24 protein-coding genes are annotated in these 19,585 nt (G+C 66.9%); 16 read left to right on the forward strand and 8 right to left on the reverse strand.

Annotation, left to right across the window (positions count from 1 at the left end; all coding sequences use genetic code 11):
* The first annotated feature begins 2 nt into the window (after window positions 1-2).
* Window positions 3-830, forward strand: a complete 828-nt coding sequence (nadE, locus tag HSX14_RS24010; protein WP_173176010.1) for an NAD(+) synthase — start codon at window positions 3-5, stop codon at window positions 828-830.
* A gap of 4 nt (window positions 831-834) precedes the next feature.
* Here nadE and HSX14_RS24015 read toward each other — a convergent pair whose 3' ends face one another.
* The 3 genes from HSX14_RS24015 to dcd form a co-directional block, all read right to left on the reverse strand.
* Window positions 835-1,038: a hypothetical protein gene (locus HSX14_RS24015; RefSeq protein WP_173175929.1), complete on the reverse strand. Its 204-nt coding sequence runs from the start codon at window positions 1,036-1,038 to the stop codon at window positions 835-837.
* A gap of 147 nt (window positions 1,039-1,185) precedes the next feature.
* Entirely contained in the window at window positions 1,186-1,734 is a 549-nt protein-coding gene (locus tag HSX14_RS24020; protein ID WP_228723492.1) for a hypothetical protein, read from the reverse strand.
* Window positions 1,735-1,808: 74 nt separating this feature from the next.
* The gene (gene dcd / locus HSX14_RS24025; RefSeq protein WP_016491514.1) at window positions 1,809-2,375 is read right to left on the reverse strand and encodes a dCTP deaminase; all 567 of its coding nucleotides are present in this window, start codon (window positions 2,373-2,375) and stop codon (window positions 1,809-1,811) included.
* Between the two features lie 174 nt (window positions 2,376-2,549).
* Between dcd and HSX14_RS24030 the strand changes: the two genes are divergently transcribed.
* Both HSX14_RS24030 and HSX14_RS24035 read left to right on the forward strand, forming a co-directional pair.
* Entirely contained in the window at window positions 2,550-3,302 is a 753-nt protein-coding gene (locus HSX14_RS24030; RefSeq protein WP_173176001.1) for a glycine-rich domain-containing protein, read from the forward strand.
* A gap of 83 nt (window positions 3,303-3,385) precedes the next feature.
* On the forward strand, window positions 3,386-3,880 hold the full coding sequence (locus HSX14_RS24035) for a rod shape-determining protein (RefSeq protein WP_173175999.1): 495 nt from the start codon (window positions 3,386-3,388) through the stop codon (window positions 3,878-3,880).
* Between the two features lie 4 nt (window positions 3,881-3,884).
* Here the strand turns inward: HSX14_RS24035 and apbC are convergent, their stop codons facing one another.
* Window positions 3,885-4,976, reverse strand: a complete 1,092-nt coding sequence (gene apbC / locus HSX14_RS24040) for an iron-sulfur cluster carrier protein ApbC (RefSeq protein ID WP_173175997.1) — start codon at window positions 4,974-4,976, stop codon at window positions 3,885-3,887.
* A gap of 130 nt (window positions 4,977-5,106) precedes the next feature.
* On the opposite strand from apbC, the gene metG reads away from it, so the two are divergent.
* From metG to HSX14_RS24085, 9 genes are all read left to right on the forward strand, one after another.
* Entirely contained in the window at window positions 5,107-7,143 is a 2,037-nt protein-coding gene (gene metG, locus HSX14_RS24045) for a methionine--tRNA ligase (protein ID WP_173175995.1), read from the forward strand.
* 100 nt (window positions 7,144-7,243) lie between these two features.
* The gene (locus HSX14_RS24050; protein ID WP_373874646.1) at window positions 7,244-8,050 is read left to right on the forward strand and encodes a DUF4349 domain-containing protein; all 807 of its coding nucleotides are present in this window, start codon (window positions 7,244-7,246) and stop codon (window positions 8,048-8,050) included.
* A gap of 101 nt (window positions 8,051-8,151) precedes the next feature.
* Window positions 8,152-8,703 carry an Rnf-Nqr domain containing protein gene (locus tag HSX14_RS24055; RefSeq protein ID WP_173175982.1) on the forward strand — a complete coding sequence of 184 codons (552 nt, stop codon included), beginning with the start codon at window positions 8,152-8,154 and terminating at the stop codon, window positions 8,701-8,703.
* Complete coding sequence (gene rsxB, locus HSX14_RS24060) at window positions 8,700-10,079, forward strand: electron transport complex subunit RsxB (RefSeq protein WP_173175980.1); 1,380 nt, start codon at window positions 8,700-8,702, stop codon at window positions 10,077-10,079. The genes HSX14_RS24055 and rsxB overlap by 4 nt, the downstream gene beginning before the upstream one ends.
* Window positions 10,076-11,077 carry an RnfABCDGE type electron transport complex subunit D gene (locus HSX14_RS24065; RefSeq protein ID WP_173175978.1) on the forward strand — a complete coding sequence of 334 codons (1,002 nt, stop codon included), beginning with the start codon at window positions 10,076-10,078 and terminating at the stop codon, window positions 11,075-11,077. Before rsxB ends, HSX14_RS24065 begins: the two co-directional genes overlap by 4 nt.
* Complete coding sequence (locus tag HSX14_RS24070; protein WP_173175976.1) at window positions 11,074-11,676, forward strand: RnfABCDGE type electron transport complex subunit G; 603 nt, start codon at window positions 11,074-11,076, stop codon at window positions 11,674-11,676. Before HSX14_RS24065 ends, HSX14_RS24070 begins: the two co-directional genes overlap by 4 nt.
* Complete coding sequence (locus HSX14_RS24075; protein ID WP_173175974.1) at window positions 11,673-12,218, forward strand: Rnf-Nqr domain containing protein; 546 nt, start codon at window positions 11,673-11,675, stop codon at window positions 12,216-12,218. Before HSX14_RS24070 ends, HSX14_RS24075 begins: the two co-directional genes overlap by 4 nt.
* Window positions 12,219-12,234: 16 nt before the next feature.
* Window positions 12,235-12,873: an endonuclease III gene (gene nth, locus HSX14_RS24080; RefSeq protein WP_173175972.1), complete on the forward strand. Its 639-nt coding sequence runs from the start codon at window positions 12,235-12,237 to the stop codon at window positions 12,871-12,873.
* Window positions 12,874-12,980: 107 nt separating this feature from the next.
* Window positions 12,981-13,160, forward strand: coding sequence for a PA3496 family putative envelope integrity protein (locus HSX14_RS24085; RefSeq protein WP_173175969.1), 180 nt, complete (start codon window positions 12,981-12,983; stop codon window positions 13,158-13,160).
* 192 nt (window positions 13,161-13,352) lie between these two features.
* Here the strand turns inward: HSX14_RS24085 and gloA are convergent, their stop codons facing one another.
* The 3 genes from gloA to HSX14_RS24100 form a co-directional block, all read right to left on the reverse strand.
* The gene (gloA, locus tag HSX14_RS24090) at window positions 13,353-13,745 is read right to left on the reverse strand and encodes a lactoylglutathione lyase (protein WP_173175967.1); all 393 of its coding nucleotides are present in this window, start codon (window positions 13,743-13,745) and stop codon (window positions 13,353-13,355) included.
* A gap of 90 nt (window positions 13,746-13,835) precedes the next feature.
* On the reverse strand, window positions 13,836-15,053 hold the full coding sequence (locus HSX14_RS24095) for an argininosuccinate synthase (protein WP_173175965.1): 1,218 nt from the start codon (window positions 15,051-15,053) through the stop codon (window positions 13,836-13,838).
* A 127-nt stretch (window positions 15,054-15,180) separates the two neighbouring features.
* Window positions 15,181-16,119, reverse strand: coding sequence for a flagellar protein MotY (locus HSX14_RS24100; protein WP_173176267.1), 939 nt, complete (start codon window positions 16,117-16,119; stop codon window positions 15,181-15,183).
* 228 nt (window positions 16,120-16,347) lie between these two features.
* Here HSX14_RS24100 and pyrC point away from each other — a divergent pair, with 228 nt between their 5' ends.
* The 4 genes from pyrC (at window position 16,348) to bfr (ending at window position 19,195) form a co-directional block, all read left to right on the forward strand.
* Window positions 16,348-17,394: a dihydroorotase gene (gene pyrC / locus HSX14_RS24105; protein WP_173175963.1), complete on the forward strand. Its 1,047-nt coding sequence runs from the start codon at window positions 16,348-16,350 to the stop codon at window positions 17,392-17,394.
* Entirely contained in the window at window positions 17,391-18,065 is a 675-nt protein-coding gene (gene rnt / locus HSX14_RS24110; protein ID WP_173175961.1) for a ribonuclease T, read from the forward strand. Before pyrC ends, rnt begins: the two co-directional genes overlap by 4 nt.
* A 242-nt stretch (window positions 18,066-18,307) precedes the next feature.
* A complete protein-coding gene (locus tag HSX14_RS24115) occupies window positions 18,308-18,526 on the forward strand; it encodes a bacterioferritin-associated ferredoxin (protein WP_111261086.1) in 219 nt (72 codons plus the stop codon).
* 198 nt (window positions 18,527-18,724) lie between these two features.
* Window positions 18,725-19,195 carry a bacterioferritin gene (gene bfr, locus HSX14_RS24120; RefSeq protein WP_173175959.1) on the forward strand — a complete coding sequence of 157 codons (471 nt, stop codon included), beginning with the start codon at window positions 18,725-18,727 and terminating at the stop codon, window positions 19,193-19,195.
* Between the two features lie 57 nt (window positions 19,196-19,252).
* On the opposite strand, the gene grxD is transcribed toward bfr, so the two are convergent.
* On the reverse strand, window positions 19,253-19,582 hold the full coding sequence (grxD, locus tag HSX14_RS24125; protein ID WP_111261104.1) for a Grx4 family monothiol glutaredoxin: 330 nt from the start codon (window positions 19,580-19,582) through the stop codon (window positions 19,253-19,255).
* Window positions 19,583-19,585 lie beyond the last annotated feature (3 nt).

A 19,585-nucleotide genomic window follows, 5' to 3' on the forward strand; every position in this document is an offset into this window, starting at 1 on the left:
TCATGAGCAATCGCCAGAAAGAGATAGCCGCCGCCCTGGACGTGGTGCCCCCCTTCGCCGACGAGGCCGCCCTGCAGGCCGAGATCGAGCGGCGCAAGGCCTTCATCAAGACCTGCCTGCGCAACGCGCGGCTCAAGGTGCTGGTGCTGGGCATCAGCGGTGGCGTGGATTCGCTGACCGCCGGCCGCCTGGCCCAGCTGACGGTGGAGGAGCTGCGCGCCGAGACCGGCGACCCGGACTATCGCTTCATCGCCGTGCGCCTGCCGCACAACACCCAGCACGACGAGCACGATGCCCAGGAGTCGCTGAAATTCATCCGCGCCGATGTCGAGGACACGGTGAACATCGCCAACAGCGTGATCGGCCTCGGTGAGCAGGTCACCCACCTGCAGGCGCTGAGCGACGCCCGCCGCGATTTCGTGGTCGGCAACATCAAGGCGCGTATCCGCATGGTCGCGCAGTTCGCCATCGCCAACGCCAACAACGGCCTGGTGATCGGCACCGATCACGCCGCCGAGGCGGTGATGGGCTTCTTCACCAAGTTCGGCGACGGCGCCTGCGACCTGGCACCGCTCTCCGGCCTGGTGAAGAACCAGGTGCGCGCCATCGCCCGCTACCTGGGTGCGCCGGACAACCTGGTGCAGAAAGTGCCGACCGCCGACCTCGAAGAGCTGCGCCCCGGCAAGCCGGACGAAGAGGCCCATGGCGTCAGCTACGCCGAGATCGACGCCTTCCTGCACGGCGAGACCGTGCGCCAGGAGGCCTACGACATCATCGTGCGCACCTACGACGCCACCCAGCACAAGCGCGACCTGCCGCTGGTGCCCTGAGGCGCTACACCACCGGAGCGGGCGGCGGCTGGTCGGGAAGGGTCGGTTCGCCCGGTTCGTGGGGCTGAGTGGGTTCGCCCGGCTCCTCGGGGCTGTCCGGCCCCGGCACCTGTTGCAGCACCAGCGACGGGTCGCTGCGGGCGAAAATGGCGTCCACCAGTGCGCTGGCACTGGGCGTCAGGGCTTCGATGATGATCTGGGAGCGCATGGCAATCCTCCGGCGTTCACAGTGGCTTCAAGCAGTAGAGCCCTGCGACTATCGAAGAATTCCGCTTATTTCCGTCCCCGCCGACCTGTAGCCCGGCTTCAGCGGTCAAAGGCTTCGCGAGCAGAGCTCGCTCCTACGGGCGCCCTATCAGCGCGGGTCGTTGAAGTGCACGGTGATGGAGACCAGCACCGGCTGGTCCTCGTCGCCCTGGCGGTACTCCGGCTCGAAGCCATAGCCCAGCCAGACCTCGCTGCCGTTCTTGATCACCAGGTCCGAGCGCTCGTCGCCAGTGCCTTCCAGCCCCTGCAGCCAGGGGCCCGTCTCTTCGCGACGCTGGCCCAGGCGCAACTGGCCATCCAGGCTGAAACGCCAGTTCGCGCCGCGCTCGCCCACGCCCTGCATCCAGCCGAGGAACAGGCTGTCGCTGTAGCCGCCCAGCTCCCAGCAGCGCACCTCGCGCAGGCGGTCGCCGAGGAACACCAGCATCATCGAATTGCCATACAGCAGCCCGCGCCGCTTGCCGTACATCGGCAGCTCGGCCGTCGGCGGGCCCAGGCGCTCGACGAACTGCGCGCGGGTGGCCGTGGCGGGCAGGCCGAAGGCCTCGGTGCCGCTGACCACATTGAGTTCCTCGGCCTGCAGCAGCGCGCAGAAGCCGAGGCCCAGGATGAACAGGACAGGTTTGAGCAGGTTCATTCGTCAGTTCCCTTGACTGGAGAGAGGCATGAAAAAGCCGGGCAAGGGCCCGGCTCTCTGGTGTGGCAGGTGATTCAGGCCTTGGGCAGGGTGACGCCGGTCTGGCCCTGGTACTTGCCGCCACGGTCGCGGTAGGAGACTTCGCAGGCTTCGTCCGACTGCAGGAAGAGCATCTGCGCCACGCCTTCGTGGGCGTAGATCTTCGCCGGCAGGTTGGTGGTGTTGGAGAACTCCAGGGTCACGTGGCCTTCCCACTCCGGTTCCAGCGGGGTGACGTTGACGATGATGCCGCAGCGCGCGTAGGTGCTCTTGCCCAGGCAGATGGTCAGCACGTCACGCGGGATGCGGAAATACTCGACGGTGCGGGCCAGGGCGAAGGAGTTCGGCGGGATGATGCAGACGTCGCTGTTGATGTCGACGAAGCTCTTCTCGTCGAAGTTCTTCGGGTCGACCACGGCGGAGTGGATGTTGGTGAAGACCTTGAACTCGGCCGCGCAGCGAACGTCGTAGCCGTAGCTGGACACCCCATAGGAAATCACCCGGCTGTCGTCCGCGCCGCGCACCTGGCGCTCGACGAAGGGCTCGATCATCCCGTGTTCCTGGGCCATGCGGCGAATCCACTTGTCCGATTTGATGCTCATGGCGGGGGTCCTGTGAAGGTGAAAAATGATCGCGAATCTTACCGGGCGCGGGCCTTTCGGGCAAAGGGCAGCGACCGGGAGCGTGGCCTGCCGCCCAGTGCCGCCGAGCGGGGCTTGTGGCGACGCCGCCGAGTGCGCCACTGTTGGCCCGCCCTTGTGGAGAAAGGACCCACCATGACCCCCTGGCTGATCATCCCCGGCCTATTCTTCGCCGTCTTTTCCTTCTCGTTCTTCAAACGCCGCCGCGCAAGCGGCCGGGAACGCTTCATCCGCGAATTCCGCCCGGCGCCCTGGCTGTTCGACGAACTGCGCAAACGCCATCCGCAGCTGAGCCTGGAAGACTGCATGCTGGTGAGCGCCGGCCTGCGCCAGTACTTCCTCTGCTACCTCAAGAGCGGCTACGGCTACGTCTCCATGCCCTCCCAGGTGGTGGACGACCTGTGGCACGCCTTCATCCTCGACACCCGCGAATACAAGCGCTTCTGCCAGCAGGCCTTCGGCCGCTTCCTGCACCACCGCCCGGCGCGCACCCTCTCGGGCAACGCCCGCCAGGCCGACGCCGGCCTGCGCCGCTGCTGGTGGTACGCCTGCGAACAGGAACGCATCGACCCGCAGCGGCCCGGCCGCGTGCCGCTGCTGTTCGACCTGGACAGCCGCCTGGGCATCGTCGGCGGCTTCCTCTATGTCGCCGACTGCAAGGGCGTACGGCGCAACGACGGCGGCGACGCGGGCAGCGGCGTCATCTACTGCGGCGGGGACTTCGTCGGCAGCGACTCGGGCTACGGCTCCAGCGACTTCGGCGACGGCAGCGGCACGGGCGGCAGCCATCACGGCAGCGATTCATCGAGCGATGGGGGCGGTTCGGACGGCGGCGGGGACAGTGGAGGCGGATGCGGCGGAGGGTGTGGCGGCGGTGGGGGCGATTGAGTCCGCACTTTGCATCGCCGTCAGTCGACGACAAAGCGCGCCATGGCTAGGCTAGGCGCCCTTTTCACACGGACGGAACCGGAATGATCGACTCGTTTTCCCCCCTGCTCTACCTCAAGCTCACTTCCGGATACCTGAGCGGCCTGAACGTAAAGACCGGAAAGCTGCTCGAGGAACCAACGGTCCTCGCCGTTCGGGCTCAAGCTGGCAAGCGCATACCGGTCGCCATGGGGCAGGCGGCGAAACAGCTTGAAGGCCAGGCCGGAATAGAGCTGCTCAACGGCCTCGACCATCCCCGCACCCTGTTGGCCAACTTCTCCGTAGCCGAGCAAACCCTGAAGCTATTCGTGCGCCAGCTGGCCCCCAAAACCTTCTACAGCGCAGCGCCCGTGCTGGTGCTGCACCCGCAGGAACACCTGGAGGGCGGGCTGACGCAAGTCGAGACACGCGGGCTGTACGAGCTGAGTCGCTGCGCCGGTGCCCGCAAGGTGCACCTGTGGGTCGGCCGCGAACTGACCCGCGAGGAACTGCGTGCAAAGCAGTTCCCGGCGGAAGGCGGCTCGCTGCTGACGATCTGAGGTATCAGTCGTCGCTGATGGTGATGGTCGGCATGGCACCGGCGCCCATGCCGGACTGCGCGATGCGCGCGCCGACGCAGCGGGCCATTTCCTGGTAGATCATGGCGATCTGGCTTTCCGGGTCGGCGACGGTGGTCGGCTTGCCGCCATCGGACTGCATGCGGATGGCCATGGACAGCGGCAGGGAGGCCAGCAGGTCGACGCCGTACTGGGCCGCCAGCTTCTCGCCGCCGCCTTCGCCGAACAGGTGTTCGGCATGGCCGCAGTTGGAGCAGATATGCACCGCCATGTTCTCCACCACGCCGAGCACCGGGATGTTGACCTTGCGGAACATCTCCACGCCCTTCTTCGCGTCCAGCAGGGCCAGGTCCTGCGGGGTGGTGACGATCACGCTGCCGGCCACCGGCACCTTCTGCGCCAGGGTCAGCTGGATGTCGCCGGTGCCCGGGGGCATGTCCACCACCAGGTAGTCGAGGTCGTCCCAGGCGGTCTGGGTGATCAGCTGGATCAGCGCGCCGGAGACCATCGGGCCGCGCCACACCACCGGGGTGTTGTCGTCGGTGAGGAAGGCCATGGACATGACCTCCACGCCGTGGGACTTGATCGGCACGAAGAACTTCTGGTCACGCACCTCGGGGCGGGTGCCCTCGGCGATGCCGAACATGATGCCCTGGCTCGGGCCGTAGATATCGGCGTCGAGGATGCCCACGCGGGCGCCTTCGCGGGCCAGCGCCAGCGCCAGGTTGGCGGCGGTGGTGGACTTGCCCACACCGCCCTTGCCCGAGGCCACGGCGATCACGTTCTTGACGTTGGCCAGGGCCGGCACCTGGGCCTGGGCCTTGTGCGGCTCGATCACGCAGTCGACCTCGACCCTGGCCGAATCGATGCCGTCCTGGTTCTCCAGGGCCATCTGCAGCATCTGCGCCCAGCCGCTCTTGAACAGGCCGGCGGCGTAGCCCAATTCCAGGCGTACGTGGACCTTGCCGCCCTGGATGTCGACCTCGCGCAGGCAGCCGGCGCTGACCGGGTCCTGGCCAAGGTGGGGATCGGTGAACTGGCGAAGCGTGGCTTCCACCACGGCGCGGGTGACAGGCATGGAAGACTCCGGGAAAAGACCGACTGAAACAGGCGGGCATCTTAACCCAAAGCCCATGCAACAGATGAAAATGCCCCGCCGCGCCTATATAGTTACCGACTTTCCCGTGTTCCCAGTGCAGCCGATCACCATGACCGAAGCCCGCAAGATCCTCGTCACCAGCGCCCTCCCCTATGCCAACGGTTCCATCCACCTCGGGCATATGGTCGAGTACATCCAGACCGACATCTGGGTGCGCTTCCAGAAGATGCGCGGCAACCAGGCCATCTACGTCTGCGCCGACGACGCCCACGGTTCGGCCATCATGCTGCGCGCCGAGAAGGAGGGCATCACCTCCGAGCAACTGATCGACAACGTGCGCGCCGAGCACACCACCGATTTCGCCGACTTCCTGGTGGAGTTCGACAACTACCATTCGACCCACTCGGACGAGAACCGCGTGCTGTCCAGCAGCATCTACACCAAGCTGCGCGACGCCGGCCACATCGCCACCCGCCCGGTGACCCAGTACTTCGACCCGGACAAGCAGATGTTCCTGGCCGACCGTTTCATCAAGGGCACCTGCCCGAAATGCGCGGCCGAGGACCAGTACGGCGACAACTGCGAATCCTGCGGCGCCACCTATTCGCCCACCGAGCTGAAGAACCCCAAGTCGGCCATCTCCGGCGCCACCCCGGTGCTCAAGGAGTCGCTGCACTACTTCTTCAAGCTGCCCGACTTCGACGCCATGCTGAAGCAATGGACCCGCAGCGGCGCCCTGCAGGAGTCGGTGGCCAACAAGATCGCCGAATGGCTGGACGCCGGCCTGCAGGAATGGGACATCAGCCGTGACGCCCCCTACTTCGGCTTCGAGATCCCCGACGCCCCGGGCAAGTACTTCTACGTCTGGCTGGACGCCCCCATCGGCTACATGGCCAGCTTCCAGAACCTCTGCGCGCGCCGTCCGGAGCTGGACTTCGACGCCTTCTGGGGCAAGGACTCCAGCGCCGAGCTGTACCACTTCATCGGCAAGGACATCGTCAACTTCCACGCCCTGTTCTGGCCCGCCATGCTCGAAGGCGCCGGCTACCGCAAGCCGACCGCGCTCAACGTGCACGGCTACCTGACGGTGAACGGGCAGAAGATGTCCAAGTCGCGCGGCACCTTCATCAAGGCGCGCACCTACCTCGACCACCTGAGCCCGGAATACCTGCGCTACTACTACGCGGCCAAGCTGGGCCGCGGTGTGGACGACCTCGACCTGAACCTCGAGGACTTCGTGCAGAAGGTGAACTCCGACCTGGTGGGCAAGGTGGTCAACATCGCCAGCCGCTGCGCCGGTTTCATCCACAAGGGCAACGCCGGCCGCCTGGTGGCCGCCAACGCCGCGCCGGAGCTGTTCGCCGAGTTCAAGGCCGCTGCGCCGAGCATCGCCGAGGCCTTCGAGAACCGTGACTTCGCCCGCGCCATGCGCGAGATCATGGCCCTGGCCGACCGTGCCAACGCCTGGATCGCCGACAAGGCGCCCTGGGCCCTGGCCAAGCAGGAAGGCAAGCAGGACGAGGTCCAGGCCGTCTGCGCCGCGGGCGTCAACCTGTTCCGCCAGTTGGTGATCTTCCTCAAGCCGGTGCTGCCGAACCTCTCCGCCGCCGCCGAACAGTTCCTCAACGTCGCCCCGCTGAGCTGGGCCGACCACGAGACGCTGCTGGCCGACCACCAGCTGAACGCCTTCACCCCGCTGATGACCCGCATCGAGCCGGCGAAGATCGAAGCCATGGTCGCCGCGTCCAAGGAAGACCTGGCCGCCGCCGCACCGGCCCCCGCCGGCAATGGCGAGCTGACCAAGGACCCGCTGGCCGCCGAGATCGGCTTCGACGCCTTTGCCGCCGTCGACCTGCGCATCGCGCTGATCGAGAAGGCCGAGTTCGTCGAAGGCGCCGACAAGCTGCTGCGCCTGTCGCTGGATATCGGCGACCAGAAACGCAACGTGTTCTCCGGCATCAAGAGCGCCTACCCGGACCCGAGCAAGCTCGAAGGCCGCCTGACCCTGTACGTGGCCAACCTGGCCGCGCGCAAGATGAAGTTCGGCGTCTCCGAAGGCATGGTCCTGGCCGCCGGCCCCGGTGGCGAGGAGATCTACCTGCTCAGCCCCGACAGCGGCGCCAAGCCCGGCCAGCGCGTGAAGTAAGCACACTGTCCCTCACGAAGCGCCTGCCCGCTCACCGGCCAGGCGCTTCGTCGTTTCAGGAACCGACAAACCACGCGACACCACGCAAGGAACGCACATGATCAAGCACTGGACCCTGCCCCTGCTGCTGGCCCTCACCGCCCTGGCCGGCTGCTCCGAATCGAGCAAGGGAGGTGATGCGGGAGGCGCAGCCGCCTTCAGGGGCGAAGCCTCCAAACCCGGCGCCTTCCTCGCCTACGAGCACCAGGTCTCCATCCACCTCGCCGCCGACAAGGTCGCCCCGCGCCTGGCCGCCGCCCGGGAAGCCTGCAGTGACGGGCGCTTCGGCACCTGCGACCTGCTGGCCATCGAGCAGAGCCAGGGCGGCTACCGCGCCGGCCAGCTGGTGCTGCGCATCGTCCCCGAAGGCGTGGAGAAGATGGTCGCCCTGGCGGCCGAGGGCGGCACGCTGGAAAGCCGCAACACCCGCGCCGAGGACCTGGCCCAGGCCGTGGGCGACAACGCCCGCACCCGCGAGCGCCTGGAGCGCCAGTACAAGACCCTGGAAGCGTTCCAGGGGCGCAAGGACCTGGCCGTCGCCGACCTGCTGGCCCTGGCCCGGGAGATGGCCGAGCTGGAGGTGCAGCTGGCCGCCACCGCCCAGGAATCCGCCCAGCAGCAGCGCCGCATCGCCACCAACCTGCTGACCCTGGACTTCACCACCGACCAGCAGCGCCCGAGCCGCCTGTCGCGAATCGGCGATGCCGCCGCCGGCCTGCTGGACAACGCCACCGAGGGCACCGCCCAGGCCCTGGAGATGCTCGGCTACGGCATCCCCTTCGTGATCATCCTCTTCCCCCTGGCGCTGCTGGTACGCTGGCTGTGGCGCAAATCCACGCGTCGCGGCAAGGCCGCCGCCCGGCCCTGAGCTAGCCTTGCTGACAAGGGCCGCGACCGCGCGGCCCTGTACCGCTCCGGCGGCATCCCCGATAATGCGCGGCCTTTTCGATAGACCCGACGCCCCTGACCATGACTGATTTCATCCTCGCCCTGCTCGGCGCAGCGCTGGTCAACAACCTGATTCTCGTCCTGCCCCTGGGCACCGACGCCCTGCGCCAGCCCCGCAGCCGCAGCCTGGCGCTGGCCGGCGGCCTGCTGCTGGCACTCGCCACGCCGCTGGCCTGGGCGCTGGACCGGCTGCTCGCGCCCCTGGGCCTCGGCTACCTGGGCATCGCCCTGTTCATCCCCGCCCTGCTGCCGCTGGCCTGGGCGAGCCTCGCCCTGCTCGCCCGCGTAGCGCCGCGCCTGCCCCGCGACGGCCTGCTGCCCCTGCTGCTGGGCAACGGCGCGGCACTGGGCGCCATGTTGCTGGCCGCTGCCGGTGATTTCACCAGCGCCCTCGGCCTGGGCATCGGCGGTGGTATCGGCTTTTGGGTCGCCCTGCGCCTGTTCGACGACCTGTTGCAGCGCGTGGAGGCGGCCGACGTGCCCGCGCCCTTCCGCGGCCTGCCGGTGATGCTCGTCTGCGCCGGGCTGATGGGCGTCGCCCTGCTCGGCTTCAACGGCATGGTGGCGGCATGAACCAGGCCGCGCTGGTCGAGCGCATCGATGCCCTGCTGCCGCAGACCCAATGCGGAAAATGCGGCCACCCCGGCTGCAAGCCCTACGCCGAAGGCATGGCCCGGGGCGAGTCGATCAACAAGTGCCCGCCCGGTGGCAATACCACCATCATCGCCCTGGCCGAACTGCTGCAGGTGCCGGCCCTGCCCCTGGAGGCGCCCGGCGGTCCGGTGCCGCCACAGCTGGCGTTCATCCGCGAGGCCGAGTGCATCGGCTGCACCAAGTGCATCCAGGCCTGCCCGGTGGACGCCATCGTCGGTGCCGCCAAGCAGATGCATACGGTGATCGCCGACGAATGCACCGGCTGCGAGCTGTGCGTCGCCCCTTGCCCGGTCGACTGCATCGACATCCTGCCCCTGGCGGAGCCCGCTGCCAGCCTGCAGCGCCAGCACGCCGACCAGTTCCGCCGCCGCTACGAACAACGCAACCGCCGCCTCGCCCGTGACGAAGCCCGCCGCCTGGCCGAGCGCGAAGCCCGTGCCGCCAGGGCTGCCCAGGCACAGGCGCGGCAGCAGGCCGCGGCCACCCCGGACCCGGTGCAGGCCGCCATCGAGCGGGTCAAGGCACAGAAGGCCGCCGCCGGCACCCAGACCGACCTGCAGAAACGCCTGAAGATCGAGGCCGCGCAGGCCCGGGTCGCCCTGGCCAAGGCCGAGAAGCAGCTGGAGGTCTACGGCACCTCCGACATCGCCGCCCAGGTGCAAGCGCTGCGCGTCGCCAACGCCAGGGCACAGGCCGCGCTGGAGGCCGCCAACCAGGCACCGGTGGCGGCCTTCGACGAAGCCGCCTACAAGAAGGCCAAGATCGCCGCCGCCATGGGCCGCACCCAGCTGGCCAAGGCGGAGAAGGCCTTCGGCGATGAGCCGACGCCGGAGCAACGTACCCAACTGGAGGAGCTGCGCGGCGTCGTGACCCAGGCCGAAGCCGAGCTGGATCGCCTGCAGGGCGCCCAGGCCGCCGCCGCCCCCACGCCGGGCATGGCCGCGCTGAAGCAGGCGAAGGTCGCCCTGGTCAGCCGCCGCGCCGAACTGCGCAGCGCCGAGGCGCGGGGCGCCACCGAAACGGAGCTGGCCCCCCTGCGCCAGGCCCTGGCCGATGCCGAGCAGGCATTGCACGCCGCCGAGGACGCCAGCGGCAAGACCCCGCCGGACCTGCAACGCATCGACAAGAACCCCATCGACCCGGCCCTGCGCGCCCTGAAGACCGAGCTGGCCATGGCCCGCGCCGAGGTGAGCAAGCTGGAACGTCGCCAGCCCGTTGACGAACAGGCACTGACCCGCGCCCGTGAACGTCTGGAGCGCGCCCAGGCGCAGCTCGACGGGCACGCGGCATCATGACCGAGCAGCCCGGCTTCGTCCCGCGCCCAGGCATGCGCCTGGTGTTGCTGGCCTGCCTGCCGGGCCTGTTCGCACTGCTCTGGCAATACGGCTGCGGCCCCCTGGTGCAACTGGCCATCGCCATCCCCACGGCGCTGGCCTGCGAGGCGCTGGTCCGGCACCTGCGCAACCAGCGCATCGCCCCGACCGACGCCTTGTTCGGCCTGGCGCCCCTGGCCGAGGGCGGCGCCCTGGTCACCGCCGTGCTGCTGGCGCTGGCGCTGCCGCCCTACGCGCCCTGGTGGCTGGCGCTGTGTGCAAGCGCGAGCGCCATCCTGCTCGGCAAGTCGCTGTTCGGCGGCTTCGGCCACAACCCCTTCAACCCGGCGATGCTCGGTTTCGCCCTCGCCCTGCTGGCCTTCCCCGCACAGTTCACCCACTGGCCCGCCTCGGGTCATGTCCACGGGTTCTGGGCCGCAGCGCAACAGGTGTTCGGCATCGGCGACGGCCTGGTGGACGGCTGGAGCCAGGCCACGGTGCTGGACAGCCTGCGCCACAACGACCGCCTGACCATCGACGAGCTGTTCGCCAGCCACAATGCCTTCGGGGGTGTCGGCGGGCGCGGTGTCGAGTGGGTCAACCTGGCCTTCCTCGCGGGCGGCCTGTTGCTGCTGCAGCAGCGGGTGATCCGCTGGCACGCGCCCGTGGGCCTGCTCGCCGCACTGTTCGTCATGGCGCTGCTGTGCTGGAACGGCAGCGGCTCGGACTCCAACGGCTCGCCGCTGCTGCACCTGTTCTCCGGCGCCACCATGCTCGGCGCCTTCTTCATCGTCACCGAGCCGGTCTCCGGCCCCTCCAGCGACCGTGCGCGCCTGCTGTTCGGTGTCGGCGTCGGCCTGCTGGTCTATGCGATCCGCACCTGGGGCGGCTACCCGGACGGGCTGGCCTTCGCGGTACTGGCCATGAACCTGCTGGTGCCGACACTGGAACGCCTGGCGGCATGGAGCGAACGCCGATGAACGGCCGCGCCCTGGTGACGCTGCTGGCCCTGGCGCTGGCGGGAACCGCCCTGCTGGTCGCCCTGCAGCTGGGCCTCGCCCCGCGCATCGACGAGGCGCGCCAGGCGGCCGAGGAGCGCGCGCTGCTCGACCTGCTGCCGCCCGGCAGCTATGACAATCACCCCTTGCGCGAGCCCGTCGCCCTCCCGGATGCCGAAGCCCTGGGCCGCCCGGCGCCCGGCTCGGCGTGGCGGGCCCGCCGTGAGGGCCAGGTGGTGGCGCTGCTCCTGCCCGTCACGGGGCAAGGGTACGAAGGCCCGATCCGCCTGCTGCTGGCCATCGCCCCGGACGGCCGCCTGTTGCGCAGCAAGGTGCTGGAGCACCGCGAGACCGCCGGTATCGGCGATCGCATCGAACCCTCACGCAGCCCCTGGCTGGCGAGCCTGGACGGCGTCTCGCTCGGCAACCGGCCCGGGGAATGGCGGGTCAGGGCCGATGGCGGCGGGTTCGACCAGATCGCCGGTGCCACCCTCACCTCGCGTGCCGTGCTCGCCGCGACCCAGCAGGGGTTGCGCTACTTCGACAGCCATCGCGAGCACTTGCTGGGAGCGGCGCCATGAAGCCCGTGAGCCCCCTGCCGCTGCTCGGCCTGGCGCCGCTGCTGGGCACCAGCGACCTGCTGGTCAAGGCGCTGGGCATCACCCTGGTCGCCCTGCCGCTGCTGACGTTGTTCGGCGCGGCGCTGCCCACCCTGCGCCGGCTGCTCCAGGGGCGCGCCCTGTGGCTCGGCGCCTCGCTGCTCGCCGGCGCGCTGATAGGCGCCGCACAGTTGCTGATGCAGGCCGCAGCGTTCGAACTGCTGCGCGCGCTCGGCCCCTTCCTCGCCTTGCTGGCGTTGCCCTGCCTGCTGCTGGTGGCGCACGAGCCGGCCGGCCCTGGCACGGGCCTGCGCCAGGGGCTGGTGTTCGCGTCGTTCGCCCTGGCACTGGGCGCGCTGCGGGAACTGCTCGGCCATGCCAGCCTGCTGGCCCATGGCGAGTGGCTGGGCCTCGGAGCCCTGCACTGGCAGGCCGCGGGCGATGGCCTGCCGCTCTTCGCCTCGGCACCGGGAGGCCTTATCCTCCTCGGCCTGCTCCTGGCGCTCGCGCGCCTCAAACCCTAATCAGAAGCCCTCGACCATGAATGCCGCCAAACGCCTGGAAATCTTCCGCCGCCTGCATGAGGACAACCCCGAGCCCAAGACCGAGCTGGCCTATTCCTCGCCCTTCGAACTGCTGATCGCGGTGATCCTCTCCGCCCAGGCCACCGATGTCGGGGTGAACAAGGCCACGGCCAAACTGTTCCCGGTGGCCAACACGCCGGAAGCCATTCATGCGCTGGGTGTGGAGGGGCTGTCGGAGTACATCAAGACCATCGGCCTCTACAACAGCAAGGCGAAGAACGTCATCGAGACCTGCCGCATCCTCGTCGAGAAGCATGGCAGCCAGGTGCCGCAGGAGCGCGAGGCGCTGGAGGCCCTGCCCGGCGTCGGTCGCAAGACCGCCAACGTGGTGCTCAACACGGCCTTCCGCCAGTTGGCCATGGCGGTGGACACGCACATCTTCCGCGTCAGCAACCGCACCGGCATCGCCCCCGGCAAGAACGTGCTGGAGGTGGAGAAGAAGCTGCTCAAATTCGTACCAAGGGATTACCTGCTCGACGCCCACCACTGGCTGATCCTGCATGGCCGCTACGTCTGCGTGGCCCGCAAGCCGCGCTGCGGCGCGTGCCGGATCGAGGATCTGTGCGAATACAAGGCGAAAACCTCGGACGATTGAAGCTTCATTGAATCGTCCAATGTTTCGATTGAAAAAATCTTTTTTACCGGCTCCGGCTTTGTCGCTATAAGGTGCGCCAATAGCGCCCCGCATCGTGGAGTGACCGTATGAGCACAGGCAAAGAAGAGATCGAGACCGAGGAAGACTTCGTCGCCGAAGACAGCGATGAAGGCGAAACTCCCGTCGAAGTTGCCAAGACCAACCTGACCAAGCGCCGCATCATCGACAACTACCTGGAAGAGCGCCGCCTGCAGAAGCAGTTGTCCGATTACGATTTCGACTTCTGATCTGTGAAGCCGCCCGAAAGCCCCGCCGATGCGGGGCTTTTTGTTGGTCGGGTTTCACATCCCGCAGGTTGGCGCCGGGCCTGCGAGGCCCAACGCCGGGGGCCGAACATGGACGCGTTGGGCTTCGCGCCTGGGCCCAACCTGCAGACAAAAAAAGCCCCGCATCGGCGGGGCTTTTCAGGCTCTGGCGGCTCAGTCGTTGCGCGAGGGCGAGAGCAGTTCGATCTTGTAGCCGTCCGGGTCTTCGACGAAGGCCAGGATGCTGGTGCCGTGCTTCATCGGACCCGGCTCGCGGGTGATCTTGCCGCCACGGGCGCGGATGTCTTCGCAGGCCTTGTAGACATCGGCCACTTCCAGGGCGATATGGCCGTAGCCGGTGCCCAGCTCGTACGTGTCCACGCCCCAGTTGTAGGTCAGCTCGATGACGCTGTTCTCGGCTTCGTTGCCGTAGCCGACGAAGGCCAGGGTGAACTGGCCGTCCGGGTAGTCCTTGCGACGCAGCAGGGTCATGCCCAGGACTTCGGTGTAGAAGGCGATGGATTTGTCCATGTCGCCGACGCGCAGCATGGTATGCAGCAGTCTCATCAGGGATTCCTCTTCGTTGCCCGATCGGGGCTTATAAAAGCAGAACCCCGGCTCGTGGCCGGGGTTCCGTTGGCACGGGCGCTCAGCTTATCAGAACAGCTTGCGACCCTTGCCGGCGGCGATGCGCATGCGCAGGGCGTTGAGCTTGATGAAGCCCGCCGCGTCCGCCTGGTTGTAGGCGCCGCCGTCTTCCTCGAAGGTCGCGATGTTGGCGTCGAACAGCGAGTCGTCGGACTTGCGGCCAACCACGATGACGTTGCCCTTGTAGAGCTTCAGGCGCACGACGCCGTTCACGTTGCTCTGGGAGGCGTCGATCATCTGCTGCAGCATCAGGCGCTCGGGGCTCCACCAGTAGCCGGTGTAGATCAGGCTGGCGTACTTGGGCATCAGCTCGTCTTTCAGGTGGGCCACTTCGCGGTCCAGGGTGATGGACTCGATGGCGCGGTGGGCGCGCAGCATGATGGTGCCGCCGGGGGTCTCGTAGCAGCCACGGGACTTCATGCCGACGTAGCGGTTCTCGACGATGTCGAGGCGGCCGATGCCGTTCTCGCCGCCGATGCGGTTCAGCTCGGTCAGCACCTGGGCCGGGGTCATGTCCTTGCCGTCGATGGCGACGATGTCACCGGCGCGGTAGGTGAGCTCGATGTAGGTGGGGGTGTCCGGCGCCGCTTCCGGCGACTTGGTCCACTTCCACATGTCCTCTTCGTGCTCGGTCCAGGTGTCTTCCAGCACGCCGCCTTCATAGGAGATGTGCAGCAGGTTGGCGTCCATGGAGTACGGGGACTTCTTCTTGCCATGGCGCTCGATCGGGATGGCGTGCTTCTCGGCATAGTCCATCAGCTTCTCGCGGGACAGCAGGTCCCACTCGCGCCAGGGGGCGATCACCTTCACGCCCGGCTTCAGCGCGTAGGCGCCCAGCTCGAAGCGGACCTGGTCGTTGCCCTTGCCGGTGGCGCCATGGGAGATGGCGTCGGCGCCGGTCTCGTTGGCGATCTCGATCAGGCGCTTGGCGATCAGCGGGCGGGCGATGGAGGTACCCAGCAGGTACTCGCCTTCGTAGATGGTGTTGGCGCGGAACATCGGGAAGACGAAGTCGCGGACGAATTCTTCGCGCAGGTCGTCGATGTAGATTTCCTTGACGCCCATGGCCTGGGCCTTGGCGCGGGCCGGTTCGACCTCTTCGCCCTGACCGAGGTCGGCGGTGAAGGTCACCACTTCGCAGTTATAGGTGTCTTGCAGCCACTTGAGGATTACCGAGGTGTCCAGGCCACCGGAATACGCCAGGACAACCTTCTTCACGTCCGCCATGCCATCAACTCCACGGGGTTGTACGAAAAACCCGTGATTCTACTGACCCTGGCGGCCAAATTACAGTGGCGCGACAGGCAATGACGACCAAGCGACAGATTCTTTCGTCCAATCGACCCGGGCAGGATCAGGAAGCAGCGCCCTGGGTGGCCTTGTCGGCCTCGGGGATGATCGGTGCGGGAGCGGCTGCGGGGGCTTCGGCAGGAGGGGCCTCGGCCTCGCGGGACAGGCTGAGGGTGACGCGGCGGTTCTTCGCGCGGTTGGCTTCGTTGTTGTTGGGCACCAACGGGTAGCGCTCGCCGTGGAAGCGCATGACCATGTGCGACTCGGGAATGCCGTTGGCCTTGAAGTAGTCGTACACGGCCAGGGCGCGGCGGCGCGACAGGTCGCGGTTGGTCAGGCGGTTGCCGGCGTTGTCGGAATGGCCGTCGATTTCGAGGTGATTGACGCTGGGATCGGCCTTCAGGTAGTCGAGGATGATCTCCAGCCGGGCCCGCGCCATCTCGTCCAGCGCCGTGCCGCCGCCGGCGAAGCCGACCTGGGCGTTCTTGATCTGGTCGAAGTTGACCGGCAGCAGCTTGGTCGTGCAGGCGAGGTAGTCGTTGTAGGCCTTGTTGAACTTCACCGGCAACAGGCGCACCTCGATGGCATCGCCCCCCTGCAGGGTGCGGTGGCGCACCAGCGGGCTGCGCCCTTCCAGCAGGCCGGCGAGCAGGCGCCCGCCCTGGAGCTGGGAACTGTTGAAGGGCACATCGCCATTGCCGACACTGACCGCGCCGAGGTTGATGTCGCCGCGTCCGGGCTGCCAGGGCGCGGCGGCGGCCAGCAGGGTGGCGGAGCCTGCGCCCAGCCAGCGCTCGCGGGCCTTGATGCGGAACGTCACCTGTTCTCCCGCGCGACGTACGAACTCGCCGCTGCCGAAATCGGTGATCGGTTGCGACAGGCGGCATTCGAACTTGTCCCCCTCGACCGTCCATTCGGCCTTCTCCAGGCGCGTCTGGAAGGTAATGGCCATGGCCGGAAGGCTGGCGAACAGGCTGAGCAGGGCGACATAGCGCTGGCGCACGGCGGCGGGCTCCACGGGGAAATTTCTGCACTCCCCAGGGCTATCGGTGGCGTCGGTTAAAACTTGAGTGGATTCGACGCACGCCCTCGTAGGAGAAGGCCAGCCATGGCGCCCTCCCCCGTCACATCGTGAAAAGCCGCCGACGCCCTGAAACACAAGCCCCGCGTGCCCCGAAAAAGCTTTTCCGGTAGCATGCACGACGAGTTTTGCCCGCCTGGAAGCCCCCCCATGTCCGACCGTTTGACCTTGCTGCGCCCCGACGACTGGCACATCCATCTGCGCGATGGTGCCGTGCTGTCCCACACAGTCGCCGATGCCGCGCGCACCTTTGGCCGCGCCATCATCATGCCCAACCTGGTGCCACCGGTGCGCAACGCCGAAGAGGCCGACGGCTATCGCCAGCGCATCCTCGCCGCACGCCCGGCCGGCAGCCGCTTCGAGCCGCTGATGGTGCTCTACCTCACCGATCGCACCAGCCCCGAGGACATCCGTGCGGCCAAGGCTTCCGGCTTCGTGCATGCCGCCAAGCTCTACCCGGCCGGCGCGACCACCAACTCGGATTCGGGCGTGACCCGCATCGACACGATCTTCCCGGCCCTGGAAGCCATGGCCGAAGTCGGCATGCTGCTGCTGGTGCACGGCGAGGTCACCCGCAGCGAAATCGACGTGTTCGACCGCGAGAAGGTCTTCATCGATGAGCACCTGCGTCGCGTGGTCGAGCGCTTCCCGACCCTGAAGGTGGTCTTCGAACACATCACCACCCGCGATGCCGTGCAGTTCGTGGAGTCGGCCTCGGCCAACGTCGGTGCCACCATCACCGCCCACCACCTGCTGTACAACCGCAACCACATGCTCGTCGGCGGCATCCGCCCGCACTTCTATTGCCTGCCGATCCTCAAGCGCAACGTGCACCAGGAAGCCCTGCTGGACGCGGCCACCGGTGGCGGCGAGCGCTTCTTCCTCGGCACCGACTCGGCACCGCATGCCAAGCACGCGAAGGAAGCGGCCTGCGGTTGCGCCGGCTGCTACACCGCCTACGCCGCCATCGAGCTCTATGCCGAAGCCTTCGAACAGCGCAACGCGCTGGACAAGCTGGAAGCCTTCGCCAGCAAGAACGGCCCGGACTTCTACGGCCTGCCGCGCAACACCGACACCATCACCCTGGTCCGTGAAGAATGGACCGCCCCTGCGAGCCTGCCGCTCGGCGAGCAGACCGTGATCCCGCTGCGCGCTGGCGAGACGCTGCGCTGGCGCCTGCTGGAGGACAACGCGTGAGCGAAGACCTGTACGACGAAGAACTCGACGGCAGCCTGCCGCAAGGTCCCCGCCACCCGATGGCCGCCCGCTTCCGCGGTTACCTGCCGGTGGTGGTGGATGTCGAGACCGGCGGCTTCAATGCGGCCACCGACGCCCTGCTGGAGATCGCGGCGACCACCATCGCCATGGACGAACAGGGGTTCCTCTACCCGGATCACACCCACTTCTTCCGCGTCGAGCCCTTCGAGGGCGCCAACATCGAACAGGCGGCGCTGGAGTTCACCGGCATCAAGCTCGACCACCCGCTGCGCATGGCGGTTAGCGAGGAGCACGCGCTGAACGAAATCTTCCGGGGCCTGCGCAAGTCGATCAAGGCGAGCGGCTGCAAGCGTGCCATCCTCGTGGGGCACAACAGCAGCTTCGACCTGGGCTTCCTCAACGCGGCGGTGAACCGCACCGGGATCAAGCGCAACCCCTTCCACCCCTTCTCCAGCTTCGACACCGCGACCCTCGCGGGCCTCGCCTACGGCCAGACCGTACTGGCGAAAGCCTGCCAGGTGGCCGGCATCGAATTCGACGGCCGCGAAGCCCACTCCGCGCGCTACGACACCGAGAAGACCGCCGAGCTGTTCTGCGGCATCGTCAACCGCTGGAAGGAGATGGGCGGCTGGATGGAAGACGACGACTGACGTCCCTGCTCCAACACCCTCTATATAAGGAAGCCCGGCCGATGCCGGGTTTTCTTTTGCCTGGATTCGACCCCTCTCGACACCGAGCAGCAAGACGCTGCGTCCTCGTGCTATCGGCCTGGAACCGGCCGCCCCCTCGGAAGCGCTCTGGGACGGGGCCTGACGGACGGACTTTGACAATCATTCTCATTCTGATTAGTATCGCTTTCCATCAAGCCCACAACCGAGCATTGAGCCCACCCATGTACGTCTGTCTCTGCCAAGGTGTCACTGACGGCCACATTCGTGACGCGATCTATGAAGGCTGCTGCAGCTACCGCGAGGTCCGCGAGACCCTCGGCGTCGGCACCCAATGCGGCAAGTGCGCCTGCCTCGCCAAGCAGGTCGTGCGTGAAACCCTCTCGGACGTACGGAGCAGCCAGGCGTCCCTCGCCTACCCCGCGAGTTTCGTGCCTGCGTGAGTTGAACAAGTTTTGAAGAACCGGACCTGGCGTCCGGTTTTTTTATGCCTGCAATTCAAACAGTTAGCGCCAAGACGCGGAATCTAAACATTCTTATTCACATTCAAATTATCTTACATATCAATAACTTACGTTGACTTTGCCGGGCAACTGGATAAAATTCGACCACTTACACCCATTTGCACGGCAGGACTCCACATGAAAGGCGACAAGAAAGTCATCCAGCATCTCAACAAGATCCTCGGCAACGAACTTGTGGCCATCAACCAATATTTCCTGCACGCGCGCATGTACGAGGACTGGGGCCTGGAGAAACTCGGCAAGCACGAGTACCACGAGTCCATCGACGAGATGAAGCACGCCGACAAGCTCATCAAGCGCATCCTCTTCCTGGAAGGCATTCCCAACCTGCAGGACCTGGGCAAGCTGATGATCGGCGAGAACACCAAGGAAATGCTCGCCAGCGACCTGAAGCTGGAGCTGAACGCCATCCCCGACCTGAAAGCCGCCATCGCCTACTGCGAGAGCGTCGGTGACTACGGCAGCCGCGAACTGCTGGAAGACATCCTCGAGTCCGAGGAAGAGCACGTCGACTGGCTGGAGACCCAGCTGGGTCTGATCGAGAAGGTCGGCCTGGAGAACTACCTGCAGTCGCAGATGGACGAGTAAGACGTCCGGACATGAAAAAGCCCCGCATCGGCGGGGCTTTTCTTTTGCAGCGAGGAATCAGGCGCTGGCTTTCTTGCTCACCGCGTCCTTGATCAGCTGCTGCAGCTCACCCTTCTCGAACATCTCGGCGAGGATGTCGCTGCCGCCGACCAGTTCGCCATTCACCCACAGCTGGGGGAAGGTCGGCCAGTTGGCGTAGGTGGGCAGGTTGGCGCGGATTTCCGGGTTCTGCAGGATGTCGACGTAGGCGAATTTCTCGCCACAGCCCATGACGACCTGAGCGGCACGTGCCGAGAAGCCGCACTGGGGCGCATTCGGCGAGCCTTTCATGTACAGCAGTACGGTGTTGTTGGCGATCTGCTCTTTGATGGTTTCGATGATATCCATGGC

The organism is Pseudomonas tohonis (assembly GCF_012767755.2).
GTDB lineage: Bacteria > Pseudomonadota > Gammaproteobacteria > Pseudomonadales > Pseudomonadaceae > Metapseudomonas > Metapseudomonas tohonis.